The following is a 12,975-nucleotide window of genomic DNA, read 5'->3' as shown; positions in this document are numbered from 1 at the left end:
AGTCGATGAAAATGTTGGCTGATAGACCGCCTTCGCGAGCAAGCCCGCTCCCACATTTGATCAGCACCGTATCCCAATCCGTTCACATCCCCCTAGAATGCACCTCCTCCACCTCAGGCATTCGGGGCACTCATGCACATCTCATCGGGCCGTTGGGTCTACGGTTTATCCCTGGCCCTGCTGACCGCGCTGCTCTGGGGCATTCTGCCGATCAAACTCAAACAGGTCTTGCAGGTGATGGATCCCGTCACCGTCACCTGGTTTCGCCTGGTCGTCTCCGGCAGTTGTCTGTTTATCTATCTCGCCGCCGTAAGGCGCCTGCCCAGCTGGCGTTCCCTCGGACCAAAAGGTGGCTGGCTGGTAGCAATCGCCGTGTGCGGCCTGATGGGCAACTACGTGCTCTACCTGGTCGGCCTCAAACTGCTGAGCCCCGGCACCGCGCAACTGGTGGTACAGGTGGGCCCGATCTTCCTGATGATCGCCAGCGTCTTCGTGTTCAAGGAACGCTTCAGCCTCGGGCAGGGCATGGGCCTGCTGGTGCTGATCATCGGCTTCGGCCTGTTCTTCAACCAGCGCCTGACCGAGTTGTTGACCTCCCTGGGCAGCTACACCGCCGGGGTGCTGACGATTCTCTTGGCCACCACCATCTGGACCTTCTACGCCCTGGGCCAGAAGCAGTTGCTGACGGTATGGAATTCGTTGCAGGTGATGATGGTGATCTACCTGTCCTGCGCGCTCTTGCTGACGCCATGGGCGCACCCGATGGAAGCGCTGCAACTGAGCCCGCTGCAAGGCTGGCTGCTGCTGGCCTGCTGCTTCAATACGCTGATTGCCTACGGCGCATTCGCCGAAGCCCTGGCCCACTGGGAAGCCTCGCGCGTCAGCGCCACCCTGGCGCTGACGCCATTGGTGACCTTCGTCGCGGTGGCGCTGGCCGCGTGGATGTGGCCCGAGTATGTGCACGCCGAAGACATCAATGCCCTCGGCTACGGCGGTGCCGTGTTGGTGGTGCTGGGGTCTGCGACCGTGGCGTTGGCGCCGTCGCTGTTCGCCGGGCTCAGGGCCCGGCGTGCACGATTGGCGTCTTAATGACCGGCTTCCAGCATGTTTTCCGGACGCACCCACTGGTCGAACTCTTCGTCCGTGAGATAGCCCAGCTTCAGCGCCGCTTCCCGTAGGGTCAGCCCTTCGGCATAGGCCTTCTTGGCAATCTCGGCGGACTTGTCGTAGCCGATGTGCGGGTTCAGCGCAGTCACCAGCATCAGGCCACGCTCAAGGTGCGCGGCCATTTGCTCGGCGTCGGGTTCCAGGCCGGCGATGCAGTGCTCCTGGAAGTTGCTGCAACCGTCGGCCAGCAGGCGGATCGATTCCAGCAGGTTGTGGATGATCACCGGCTTGTACACGTTCAACTGCAAGTGGCCCTGGCTGGCGGCGAAGCCAATGGTCACGTCATTGCCCAGCACCTGGCAGGCCAGCATCGACAGCGCTTCGCACTGGGTCGGGTTGACCTTGCCGGGCATGATCGAGCTGCCCGGTTCATTCGCCGGCAACTTGACTTCCGCCAGCCCGGCACGCGGGCCGGAGCCCAGCAGGCGCAGGTCGTTGGCGATTTTCATCAGGGCCACGGCCAGGGTCTTCAAGGCGCCGTGCAGGGTGGTCAACGGCTCATGGCCCGACAGCGCGGCGAATTTGTTCGGTGCGGTGACAAACGGCAGGCCCGACAGCGCGGCCAATTCCGAGGCAATCGCCTCGCCAAAACCGTGGGGTGAATTGAGCCCGGTGCCGACGGCAGTACCACCCTGGGCCAGTTCACACACGGCGGGCAGGGCGCTGCGGATCGCGCGTTCGGCGTAGTCGAGTTGCGCTATAAAGGCCGAGACTTCCTGGCCGAAGGTGATGGGCGTCGCATCCATCATGTGGGTGCGGCCGGTTTTCACCAGCTTCATGTGGCGCGCCGACAACTCTGCCAAACCACCAGACAGTTCACGGATCGCCGGCAACAGCTTCTCGGTGACGGCCTGCACGGCGGCGATGCTCATGGCGGTGGGGAAGCAGTCGTTGGAGCTCTGGGAACGGTTGACGTGGTCGTTGGGATGCACCGGGCTCTTGCCGCCACGGGGCTTGCCCGCCAGCTCGTTGGCACGGCCGGCGATCACTTCGTTGGCGTTCATGTTGCTCTGGGTGCCGCTGCCGGTCTGCCACACCACCAGGGGAAACTGGTCGTCGTGTTCGCCGGCGAGCACTTCGTCGGCGGCCTGTTCGATCAACCGGGCAATGTCGGCGGGCAGGTCGCCATTGCGGTCGTTGACCCGGGCCGCAGCCTTCTTGATCAGGGCCAGGGCGTGCAACACAGCCAGGGGCATGCGCTGGTCGCCGATGGCGAAGTTCACCAGCGAGCGTTGGGTCTGCGCGCCCCAGTAAGCGTCATCCGGGACTTGCACTTCTCCCAGGCTGTCGGTTTCGATACGGCTCATCGGGCACACTCCTTCAGGTTCGTTTGCGCAGTTTAGGCCCTGATCGTCCGGTGGGGTTCCCTTAAAAGACTTTTCATCGGATTAAGCCCCGCAAAACCAGGCCCCACAAGGCGTGGGGTTGAGCCGCGGCGTTTTTTAGGCGCAGAATGGGCGCCCTTGGGGTCTTACCTCGCCTGCTAGAAAAGGAAACTCGATGACTCGTCTTCGTGCCATCTGTACCGCGGTTGCTCTGGTATGTGCCAGCGGCCAGGTTTTTGCCGATACCGCCAGCCACAACGCCAGTGCCGAAGCCTTCCTTACCCTGGCCCATGCCGACAAGCTGGGTACCCCGGTGTACATGCAAGTGCAACAAATGTTCGCCCAGCGTTTCGAGCAGACCAAGGCGCCTGCTTCCAAGCAAACCGTCCTGGACACCTACCAGGCCAAGGCCAACACCGCCCTGGACCAGGCCATCGGCTGGAACAAGCTCAAGCCGGACATGATCAAGCTCTACACCGACAACTTCAGCGAATCCGAGCTCAAGGACCTGGTTGCGTTCTACCAGTCGCCACTGGGCAAGAAAGTCCTGGAGAAAATGCCCCAGCTGACCCAGCAATCGGCCCAGATGACCCAGGCCAAGCTGGAAAGCGCGGTACCTGTGGTGAACAAGCTGCTGGAAGACATGACCAACGAGCTGACGCCAAAAGCCCCGGCCCCGGCCAAGAAGAAGTAAACAGGAATGACCATGCAACAGCGTATCGAATCGGCACTCGTCGCCCTGAGCCCGGAACACTTGAGCGTGCTGGATGAAAGCCATATGCACAGCCGTGGGTTGCAGACCCACTTCAAGGCCGTGCTGGTCAGCCAGCAGTTCGAGGGCCTCAACCGCGTCAAGCGCCACCAGAAGGTCTATGCCACGTTGGGTGACCTGATGAGCGAATTCCATGCGTTGGCGCTGCATACCTACACGCCTGAAGAATGGGCGAAAATCGACGCAGCCCCGGCCTCGCCGACCTGCGCCGGCGGTCACTGACACTGTGGCACATCAGCTTGATGTGGCGAGGGAGCTTGCTCCCGCTGGGCCGCGCAGCAGCCCTTCTGCCAATCACCGCGATCTTTCTGAAAGGTTGCAACTGCCTGGTTGGGGCCGCTCCGCAGCCCAGCGGGAGCAAGCTCCCTCGCCACAGTAAGAGGCGGTCCATAATCGTCGCCATTTTTGTTAGAATCCGCAACGCGCCGCTCAGTCGGCGCGTTTTTTTTGCATCCGGTTCACCCTTTACGAGGGTAGCCACCTGGAGAGAACACCCATGACTCAACCGATTGTCGTGGCGGCACTGTATAAGTTCGTCACCCTCGAAGATTACGTCGCCCTGCGCGAGCCACTGCTGCAGGCGATGGTCGACAACGGCATCAAAGGCACCTTGCTGATCGCCGAAGAAGGCATCAACGGCACCGTTTCCGGCAGCCGCGAAGGCATTGATGGCTTGATGGCCTGGCTCAAGAACGACCCGCGCATGGACGACATCGACCATAAAGAGTCGTACTGCGACGAGCAGCCGTTCTACCGCACCAAGGTCAAGCTCAAGAAAGAGATCGTGACCCTGGGCGTCGAAGGCGTCGACCCGAACAAGAAAGTCGGCACCTACGTCGAGCCGCAGGACTGGAATGCGCTGATCAGTGACCCTGAAGTGCTGCTGATCGATACCCGCAACGACTACGAAGTGTCCATCGGCACCTTTGAAGGCGCGATCGACCCGAAGACCACCAGCTTCCGCGAATTTCCCGACTACATCAAAGCCAACTTCGACCCGGCCAAACACAAGAAAGTCGCCATGTTCTGCACCGGCGGCATTCGTTGTGAGAAAGCCTCGAGCTATATGCTCAGCGAGGGTTTCGACGAGGTGTATCACCTCAAGGGCGGCATCCTGAAGTACCTCGAAGAGGTGCCGCAGGAAGAAACCAAGTGGCAGGGCGACTGCTTTGTGTTCGACAATCGCGTGACCGTGCGCCACGACTTGAGCGAAGGCGACTACGATCAATGTCATGCCTGCCGCACACCGGTCAGCGTCGAGGACCGTGCATCCGAACACTATGTAGCTGGCATCAGTTGCCCGCATTGCTGGGATAAGCTTTCAGAGAAGACCCGTCGCAGCGCGATCGACCGGCAAAAGCAGATTGAACTGGCCAAGGCCCGCAATATGCCGCACCCGATTGGCTACAACTACAAGCAATCCCCATCCTCCGAGGCCTGAGCCATGTCCGCACGCCTGCTCTATGTAATGGATCCGATGTGCTCCTGGTGCTGGGGTTTCGCCCCGGTGGCCAAGGCGCTGGTTGAGCAGGCCCAGGCCGCAGGCGTGGAGCTGCACCTGGTGGTGGGCGGCTTGCGCACCGGCAGTGGCGCGGCGCTGGAGCCGACGACCCGGCGCTATATTCTTGAGCATTGGCAGGCCGTGACCGACGCCACCGGCCAGCCGTTCAAGCGTGAAGGTGCACTGCCTGATGGTTTTGTCTACGACACCGAGCCGGCTTGCCGCGCCGTGGTCACTGCCCGCAGCCTGGCGCCGGATTGCGCATGGAAACTGCTGGGCCTGATCCAGCAGGCGTTCTACGTCGAAGGGCGCGACGTGACCCGCGCCGACGTATTGGTGGAACTGGCCGAGACCGCCGGCGTGCCGCGTATCGAGTTCGCCGAAGCTTTCGACCGCGCCGACCAGCACGCGGCCACCGCGGCGGATTTCACCTGGGTCCAGGACCTGGGCATCGCCGGTTTCCCGACCTTGCTGGCCGAGCGTAATGGGCAACTGGCGCTGCTGACCAACGGCTATCAGCCGCTGTCCGAATTGGCGCCGCTGCTGAGCCGCTGGCTGGAGCGAGCTGCCTGTGCATGATCAGCCCGATCCCGTTGAGCAACCCAAGCGTGTCGACCGGCTGACCTGGGCGGAAGTCCGCCGCCTGGCGCTGCATCACAAGAAATCCCTGTGGATCGCCAATGGCGTCGCCGTGCTGGCAACCTTGTGCAGCGTGCCGATTCCATTGCTGCTGCCGTTGCTGGTGGACGAAGTGCTGTTGGGCCATGGCGATGCGGCACTGAAGGTGATGAACCACGCATTGCCTCTGGGTTGGCAGAAGGCCGCCGGCTATATCGGCCTGATGCTGCTGGTGACCTTGCTGTTGCGTTGCGGCGCCCTGGTGTTCAACGTGCTGCAGGCGCGGTTGTTTGCGCGGCTGGCCAAGGACATCGTCTATCGCATTCGCGTGCGGCTGATCGAGCGCCTCAAGCGCATTTCCCTCAGCGAATACGAAAGCCTGGGCAGCGGCACGGTGACTACGCACCTGGTCACCGACCTGGACACGGTGGACAAATTCGTCGGCGAGACCCTCAGCCGGTTCCTGGTGGCGATGCTCACCCTGGTAGGCACCTCCGGGATCCTGATGTGGATGCACTGGAAGCTGGCACTGTTGATCCTGCTGTTCAACCCGCTGGTGATCTACGCCACGGTGCAGTTGGGCAAGCGGGTCAAGCACCTGAAGAAGCTGGAAAACGACAGCACATCGCGTTTCACCCAGGCGCTCACCGAAACCCTCGATGCGATCCAGGAAGTGCGTGCCGGCAATCGCCAGGGCTTTTTCCTCGGGCGCCTGGGCCAGCGGGCCCAGGAAGTGCGGGATTTTGCGGTCAATTCCCAGTGGAAAAGCGACGCCTCCAGCCGCGCCAGTGGCTTGCTGTTCCAGTTCGGTATCGACATCTTCCGTGCGGCGGCGATGCTGACGGTGCTGTTTTCCGACCTGTCCATCGGCCAGATGCTCGCGGTGTTCAGTTACCTGTGGTTCATGATCAGCCCGGTGGAACAGTTGCTGAACCTGCAATACGCCTACTACGCGGCGGGCGGGGCGCTGACGCGGATCAACGAACTGCTGGCCCGCGCCGATGAACCGCAATACGCGGGCGGTGCCGATCCGTTTACCGGACGCGAGACGGTCGGCATCGAAGTGCGCGGCCTGAATTTCGGCTACGGCGAGGAACTGGTGCTGGACCAGTTGAACCTGAACATCGCCCCGGGTGAAAAAGTCGCGATTGTCGGCGCCAGCGGCGGCGGCAAAAGTACCCTGGTGCAGCTGTTGCTGGGGCTGTATACGCCGCAGGCCGGCAGCATTCGCTTCGGTGGTTCGACCCAGCAGGAAATCGGCCTGGAGACGATTCGCGAGAATGTCTCCGTGGTGCTGCAGCACCCGGCACTGTTCAATGATACGGTGCGCGCCAACCTGACCATGGGCCGCGAGCGCAGCGACCAGGCCTGTTGGCAGGCGCTGGAAATTGCCCAGCTGGATGCGACCGTCAAGGCGCTGCCGCTGGGCCTGGACAGCGTGGTCGGACGCTCCGGCGTGCGCTTTTCCGGTGGGCAGCGTCAACGCCTGGCCATTGCCCGGATGGTGCTGGCGGAGCCGAAAGTGGTAATACTCGACGAGGCCACCTCGGCCCTGGATGCGGCAACCGAATACAACCTGCACCAGGCGCTGGCGCGGTTTCTCAGTGGCCGTACCACCTTGATCATCGCCCACAGGCTGTCGGCGGTGAAACAGGCGGATCGGGTATTGGTGTTCGATGGCGGCCATATTGCCGAAGATGGCGACCATCAGCAGTTGATTGCTGATGGTGGCTTGTACGCCAAACTTTACGGACACTTGCAACAAGTGCGGTGATTTAGCCTACGCTGAGCTATCAGGAGCGGTTTTCACTCGCGTGCGTATTTTAGTTGTGCATGTGCAAGGGACCTCATGAAGCAAAAGCAGACTCTCGGAACCCCTCGGTTATTGGGCATTGTGTGGCCTTTTATCGCCGTCGTGCTGTTCCAGGCATTGTTAGGCTGCGTCAGTCTCTACGTACTCTCGGCGGTGCGCGGTTATGTGGCGGGCGAAAGCCTGTGGTCCAAGGGCCAGAAAGACGCGATCTTTTACCTGGCGCTCTACGCCGACAGCCGCGACGAAGCCACCTACCTCAAATACCAGAACGCGATTGCCGTACCCCAGGGCGGGCATGAGCTGCGGCTGGCCCTGGACCGCCCGACGCCGGACCTGCCTGCCGCGCGCCAGGGCATCCTCAAGGGCGGTAACCACCCTGACGACGTTTCCAGCCTGATCTGGCTGTACCTCAACTTCCGCCATTTCAGTTACCTGGAAAAAGCCATTGAACTGTGGACGGTGGGCGATGGCTACCTGGTGCAACTGGACGACCTGGCCCAGGAGATGCACCGAGCGATCATGGCCAATCAGGTCAGCGGCAGCGACGTACACCGCTGGAAGCAGCGGATCTTCGCGATCAACGACGGGGTGACGCCGGCCGCGAAAGCCTTCAGCGATGCCCTGGGTGAAGGCTCGCGGATGATCCTGCGCCTGCTGATGGTGACCAACCTGGCCACGGCACTGGGCTTGATCGTGCTGGCGCTGTTGCGCACCCACAAACTGCTGGCCCAGCGGCATGCGTTTGCCGACGCGCTCCAGTTGGAGAAGGAGCGGGCGCAGATCACCCTGGAGTCGATTGGCGACGGAGTGATCACCACCGATGTCGACGGCGCCATTGCGTATATGAACCCGGCCGCCGAAGCCCTGACCCATTGGAAAGCCGCCCAGGCCCAGGGGCTGCCGCTGGCGGCGCTGTTCAACCTGCTGGACGAAAATGCCCAGGCCGACGGCTTTACCCTGATCGAACACATATTGGGCGGCCAGCTCGGTGGGGGCAGCGAGCACTCCAAGCTGATCCAGCGCCTGGACGGCACCACCGTGTCCGTCACCCTGGTGGGCGCGCCGATCCGCAGTGCCGGCAAAGTCGTCGGCGCGGTGCTGGTGTTGCACGACATGACACAGGAACGCCAGTACATCGCCAACCTGTCCTGGCAGGCCACCCACGACGCCTTGACCGGCCTGGCCAACCGCCGCGAGTTCGAGTTCCGCCTGGAGCAGGTGCTGCACAACGTCGGGCGCCAGCAAACCGGGCGCCATGCCTTGATGTTCCTCGACCTGGACCAGTTCAAGCTGGTCAACGACACCTGTGGGCATGCCGCGGGGGATGAACTGTTGCGGCATATCTGCGCGCTCTTGCAGTCCGACCTGCGTGAAGGTGACACCCTGGCCCGGCTGGGGGGCGACGAGTTCGGCATCCTGCTGGAGAACTGCCCGGCGCCGGTGGCGGAAAAAATCGCCGAAAGCCTGCGCCACACCGTGCAGAGCCTGCACTTTGTGTGGAAGGGCAGGCCGTTTGTCACCACCGTGAGTATTGGCCTGGTGCACATCACGCACGCCCCGACCACCCTAGAGACTTCCCTGCGAGCCGCCGACATGGCGTGCTACATGGCCAAGGAAAAGGGCCGCAACCGGGTGCAGGTGTATCACGCCGATGACTCGGAATTGTCCCTGCGCTTTGGCGAGATGGCCTGGGTGCAACGCCTGCACATGGCGCTGGAAGAGAACCGTTTTTGCCTGTACGCCCAGGAAATCGCGCCCCTTGGGCACACCGAACAGGGGGATGGGCATATCGAAATCCTGCTGCGCCTGCATGACGAGGCGGGGCGGATCATCCTGCCGGACAGTTTTATCCCGGCCGCCGAGCGTTACGGCTTGATGACCTCACTGGACCGTTGGGTGGTGGAGAACGTGTTCAAGATCATCGCGGGCTGCATGCGTGAGCGCCCGGGCCGGCCCATGGCCATGTGCGCGATCAATCTGTCAGGCACTACCATCGGCGATGAGGACTTTCTTGGGTTCCTGCGTGAGCAATTCATTGCCTATGGCATTCCACCGGAAATGATTTGTTTTGAAATTACAGAAACCAGCGCTATAGCGAATTTGGGTAGTGCGATTCGTTTTATCAACGAGCTCAAAGAGTTAGGGTGCCATTTCTCCCTGGATGACTTCTGCGCCGGGATGTCCTCGTTCGCATATCTTAAACATTTACCTGTAGACTTCTTGAAGATCGATGGAAGTTTCGTAAAGGATATGCTGGACGACCCGATTAACCGCGCTATGGTCGAAGTGATCAATCACATCGGTCATGTCATGGGTAAGCGCACAATTGCCGAATTTGTCGAGACACCCCAGATCGAACAAGCCTTGCTTGAGATCGGGGTCGACTACGCTCAGGGATACCTGATCGAGCGACCGCAGTTGTTTACCTTTGATAGTTTGCAGTGTCGACCTGTGCGACCGCAGCCTCTGTTATTCAAGGCGCCTGGCACGTTCCGATGAAACATTTGCTGGTCTGTACATATCACAAATCAAAAGGAGCCCGACAGTGATCGACACATTCAACAGAACCGGCCCGCTTATGGAAGCCTCAAGTTACCCCGCCTGGGCGCAACAGCTGATCCAGGACTGTAGCGAGAGCAAGCGTCGCGTTGTCGAACACGAACTGTACCAGCGCATGCGCGATAACAAGCTCAGCGCCAAGACCATGCGCCACTACCTGATTGGTGGCTGGCCGGTGGTTGAACAGTTTGCGTTGTACATGGCACAGAACCTCACCAAGACCAAATTTGCCCGCCATCCTGGGGAGGACATGGCGCGCCGCTGGCTGATGCGCAATATTCGCGTGGAACTCAACCATGCCGATTATTGGGTGCATTGGGCCCGCGCCCACGGTGTTAGCCTGGAAGAATTGCAGGCACAGGAAGTGCCGCCGGAGCTGCATGCACTGAGCCACTGGTGCTGGCACACCAGCTCGGCCGATTCGCTGATTGTCGCGATTGCCGCCACCAACTACGCCATCGAGGGGGCCACTGGGGAGTGGTCCGCCGTGGTGTGTTCCACCGGCGTCTATGCCGCGGCTTTCCCTGAGGAAGACCGCAAGCGCGCGATGAAGTGGCTGAAGATGCATGCCCAGTACGATGACGCACATCCCTGGGAAGCCCTGGAAATCATCTGCACCCTGGCCGGCATGAACCCGACCAAGGAACTGCAGGTAGAGCTGCGCCAGGCGGTCTGCAAGAGCTACGACTACATGTACCTGTTCCTGGAACGTTGCATGCAGCTGGAAAAGTCGGTGGCCGCCCCCCGCAAACAACCGGCCCTGGTTGCCAGCGAGGCGTAAACGGGGTGATGGCGGGGTAAATTACCCCGCCATTGCCAGCCGATTGCGGCCTTCACGCTTGGCCACATACAAGGCGCTGTCCGCCCGGCGCAACAGGCTCTCGGCGGACTCTCCCGCCAGCAAGGTCGAGCAGCCCAGGCTCACCGTCAATTCGATCCGCTCATCATCCGCCCAATAATCCTGGGCCTGTGCCGCCTGGCGCAGGCGCTCGCCGACCATCGATGCCGCGTCCCGGCCGGTGTTGGACAGCAGGATCAGAAACTCTTCCCCGCCAAACCGGAACACCATGTCCACATTGCGCAGCTGGCTCTTGATCGAGGCGGCGACCGCCTTGAGCACCTTGTCGCCCGTGGCATGGCCGTGGCTGTCGTTGATGTGCTTGAAGTGGTCGATGTCCAGCATCAGCAAGGACAGGGGTTGCAGGTGCCGGCGAGCCATGTCGATTTCCCGTTGCAGGGTCTGGTCCATGGCGATGCGGTTACCGGTTTCGGTCAGTGGGTCGCGCAGGGCACTGCGAGTCGCCGCACGGTAGAGCAGGGCATTGCGCATCGGGTAGAGCAAGGTGGCCAGCAGCGATTCCAGGTTGGCCAGTTCGTCTTCGAGAAAGCGTTGGTTGCGCCGAAACACCAGTTCGCCAAGGTGCTCGCCTTCATGGCTGAGGGCATAGCTCACCGAATGATGGCCGCGGTGACCGTACTCCAGGCGCAGGTCGCTGGCTTCGTGGCGGTATTGCAGGGCGTCCAGCGGCACCAGGCGTTGGATCTCGCGGAAGAACAACGCAAGGATATGCTCCGGCTCCAGGCTGGTTTGCAATTGCATGCCCAGTTGCTGGCGAAGTTGCTCAACCGTCGCGGGGCGTCGTGTAAGAAGGGAAGGCTGACCAAAGCCCAGGCGTTGCAATTTGGCGCTGTCGAAGTCAATTGCGTTGGTCTGGGTCGGTGTTTTCATAAGCGAATGAGCCTCTAAGCACAAAACTGTCTTACAGGCTGGGTGAGAGCGTCGTACTGTTCCTTCAGTTCCGTAGGACTGACGTACAGTCTAGCCCGGTTTGTCTAAGGGTATAACTGCCGCACGTCTTATAGCCGGGGCCGCGTCGCCGCGGGCCCCGGGTTAGGGCTTATTGTTTTTGCGGGTCGAACTGCTTGTCGCGGATAAACAGCGCTGGGATTACGCCGCAGATAAAGTACGCGCCACCCATGACCAGGAATCCCACGCCAATCGAGCCATGGGACGCCAGGAAACCAATGGCTGCCGGTGCCACCGCCGCGCCGATTCGGCCAATGTTGTAGGCGCCGCCCACTGCCGAGCCGCGAAATTTCGCTTCGAAGCTTTCGGTCATGTAGGTCGCATTCACGCCGTAGGGGATGCCGTACAGGAAACCGAACACAATCAGCATCCACAGGATGTTGTCCGGGCTCTGGAACAGCACGATCACCGGCAGGAAAATCGCCGTGCCCAGCGCGCCGACGGCGAACACCAGGCGCCGGCCCAGGCGGTCTGCCGCGAGCCCGGCGAGGATCTTGCCGAAAATCATCGCCGCGTAGGTGCCGACCATGTAGCTGGTCATCGACTTGAAGTTCATCCCCAGCTCGCCTTCCAGGTATGACGGCATCCAGTTGTTCACGCCGTAGTAGCCGAACTGCAGGAAGCCTGCGGTCAGCGCCCAGAGGATAAACATGCGGCTGGCTTTCGGGTCGCTGAAGATCAGCTTGAACATGCCGTCGGGTTTCTTCGCCGACACGCGCTTGATGCCTTCGGCCTTTTCCCGGGCACGTTCGGCCTGGGCCTTGATCCAGGCTTGCGGCTCCGGCACCAGGCGTTGCATCAGTACGGCGAGGATCACCGGGATGATCGCCACGTAGAACAACCAGCGCCAGCCGTGGTTCGGCAGGATCCAGCCGGCGAGCAGGGTGGCGACGATGTAGCCCACCGACCAACCGGCCTGCAAGGTGCCGAGCACGGTGGTGCGATAGCGGGTCGGCACGTATTCGGCCATCAGGGTGTTGCACGCGACATACAGCGCGCCGAGGCCCAGGGACGCGAAGAAACGGGTGCTCGCGAACTGCCAATAGCTGTGGGTCATGCCCAGGATCGCCGTGCCGGCGGAGAACAGCACGATGCTCCAGACCACGGTTTTCACCCGGCCAAAACGGTCACAGGCCCAACCGCCGTAAATCCCGCCGATGGCCATCCCGGCCAGGGTGAAGCTGCCCAGGCTGCCGGCTTCGACGCTGGTCAGGCCGAACTCGGCCTTGAGGCTGCTGAGGCTGTAGGACAGCAGCATCAAGTCGGCACCGTCGATCAGCAGGCCGAGGAAGCAGAAGATGAATACGATGATCCACAGTTTGTTTTGCGCGGGCGACAACGCACCCGCCGAAGCGGCGACTTCCATAGCGATACCTTGTTGTAGTTGTTAGGGCACAAGTTATGGGTGTTGCG

11 protein-coding genes are annotated in these 12,975 nt (G+C 61.5%); 8 read left to right on the top strand and 3 right to left on the bottom strand.

Going from position 1 to position 12,975, the window contains the following annotated elements:
* The first annotated feature begins 132 nt into the window (after positions 1–132).
* Positions 133–1,089, top strand: a complete 957-nt coding sequence (locus tag HX873_RS08645) for a DMT family transporter (RefSeq protein WP_003216745.1) — start codon at positions 133–135, stop codon at positions 1,087–1,089.
* Here the strand turns inward: HX873_RS08645 and HX873_RS08640 are convergent.
* Positions 1,086–2,474 (bottom strand): class II fumarate hydratase, encoded by a 1,389-nt coding sequence (locus HX873_RS08640; RefSeq protein WP_003216744.1) that lies wholly within the window; start codon positions 2,472–2,474, stop codon positions 1,086–1,088. The genes HX873_RS08645 and HX873_RS08640 overlap by 4 nt on opposite strands.
* Before the next feature lie 193 nt (positions 2,475–2,667).
* Between HX873_RS08640 and HX873_RS08635 the strand changes: the two genes are divergently transcribed.
* The 7 genes from HX873_RS08635 to HX873_RS08605 all read left to right on the top strand — a co-directional run bounded on the left by HX873_RS08635 (position 2,668) and on the right by HX873_RS08605 (position 10,536).
* Positions 2,668–3,186: a DUF2059 domain-containing protein gene (locus tag HX873_RS08635; RefSeq protein WP_003216742.1), complete on the top strand. Its 519-nt coding sequence runs from the start codon at positions 2,668–2,670 to the stop codon at positions 3,184–3,186.
* A gap of 6 nt (positions 3,187–3,192) precedes the next feature.
* Positions 3,193–3,486, top strand: coding sequence for a BolA family transcriptional regulator (locus HX873_RS08630; protein ID WP_003216739.1), 294 nt, complete (start codon positions 3,193–3,195; stop codon positions 3,484–3,486).
* A 274-nt stretch (positions 3,487–3,760) separates the two neighbouring features.
* Positions 3,761–4,705, top strand: coding sequence for a rhodanese-related sulfurtransferase (locus tag HX873_RS08625; protein WP_003216738.1), 945 nt, complete (start codon positions 3,761–3,763; stop codon positions 4,703–4,705).
* Positions 4,706–4,708: 3 nt separating this feature from the next.
* The gene (locus HX873_RS08620; protein WP_008433236.1) at positions 4,709–5,344 is read left to right on the top strand and encodes a DsbA family protein; all 636 of its coding nucleotides are present in this window, start codon (positions 4,709–4,711) and stop codon (positions 5,342–5,344) included.
* Positions 5,337–7,157 carry an ABC transporter ATP-binding protein gene (locus HX873_RS08615; RefSeq protein ID WP_003216734.1) on the top strand — a complete coding sequence of 607 codons (1,821 nt, stop codon included), beginning with the start codon at positions 5,337–5,339 and terminating at the stop codon, positions 7,155–7,157. Before HX873_RS08620 ends, HX873_RS08615 begins: the two co-directional genes overlap by 8 nt.
* A gap of 75 nt (positions 7,158–7,232) precedes the next feature.
* The gene (locus HX873_RS08610; protein WP_177122578.1) at positions 7,233–9,695 is read left to right on the top strand and encodes an EAL domain-containing protein; all 2,463 of its coding nucleotides are present in this window, start codon (positions 7,233–7,235) and stop codon (positions 9,693–9,695) included.
* A 79-nt stretch (positions 9,696–9,774) separates the two neighbouring features.
* Entirely contained in the window at positions 9,775–10,536 is a 762-nt protein-coding gene (locus HX873_RS08605; RefSeq protein WP_218166164.1) for a TenA family transcriptional regulator, read from the top strand.
* A 21-nt stretch (positions 10,537–10,557) separates the two neighbouring features.
* Here HX873_RS08605 and HX873_RS08600 read toward each other — a convergent pair whose 3' ends face one another.
* Both HX873_RS08600 and HX873_RS08595 read right to left on the bottom strand, forming a co-directional pair.
* Complete coding sequence (locus tag HX873_RS08600) at positions 10,558–11,484, bottom strand: GGDEF domain-containing protein (RefSeq protein WP_003216729.1); 927 nt, start codon at positions 11,482–11,484, stop codon at positions 10,558–10,560.
* Positions 11,485–11,653: 169 nt separating this feature from the next.
* Positions 11,654–12,928: an MFS transporter gene (locus tag HX873_RS08595; RefSeq protein WP_003216727.1), complete on the bottom strand. Its 1,275-nt coding sequence runs from the start codon at positions 12,926–12,928 to the stop codon at positions 11,654–11,656.
* Positions 12,929–12,975: the final 47 nt, after the last annotated feature.

Source organism: Pseudomonas sp. P7758 (genome assembly GCF_013386485.1).
GTDB lineage: Bacteria > Pseudomonadota > Gammaproteobacteria > Pseudomonadales > Pseudomonadaceae > Aquipseudomonas.
Note: the sequence above shows the minus strand (reverse complement) of the source record. Positions and strands in the feature narration are given on the sequence as shown.

Coding starts and splice junctions, on each gene's coding strand:
- HX873_RS08645 (WP_003216745.1), top strand. CDS start 133: ATGCACATCTCATCGGGCCGTTGGGTCTACGGTTTATCCCTGGCCCTG.
- HX873_RS08640 (WP_003216744.1), bottom strand. CDS start 2,474: ATGAGCCGTATCGAAACCGACAGCCTGGGAGAAGTGCAAGTCCCGGAT.
- HX873_RS08635 (WP_003216742.1), top strand. CDS start 2,668: ATGACTCGTCTTCGTGCCATCTGTACCGCGGTTGCTCTGGTATGTGCC.
- HX873_RS08630 (WP_003216739.1), top strand. CDS start 3,193: ATGACCATGCAACAGCGTATCGAATCGGCACTCGTCGCCCTGAGCCCG.
- HX873_RS08625 (WP_003216738.1), top strand. CDS start 3,761: ATGACTCAACCGATTGTCGTGGCGGCACTGTATAAGTTCGTCACCCTC.
- HX873_RS08620 (WP_008433236.1), top strand. CDS start 4,709: ATGTCCGCACGCCTGCTCTATGTAATGGATCCGATGTGCTCCTGGTGC.
- HX873_RS08610 (WP_177122578.1), top strand. CDS start 7,233: ATGAAGCAAAAGCAGACTCTCGGAACCCCTCGGTTATTGGGCATTGTG.
- HX873_RS08605 (WP_218166164.1), top strand. CDS start 9,775: ATGGAAGCCTCAAGTTACCCCGCCTGGGCGCAACAGCTGATCCAGGAC.
- HX873_RS08600 (WP_003216729.1), bottom strand. CDS start 11,484: ATGAAAACACCGACCCAGACCAACGCAATTGACTTCGACAGCGCCAAA.
- HX873_RS08595 (WP_003216727.1), bottom strand. CDS start 12,928: ATGGAAGTCGCCGCTTCGGCGGGTGCGTTGTCGCCCGCGCAAAACAAA.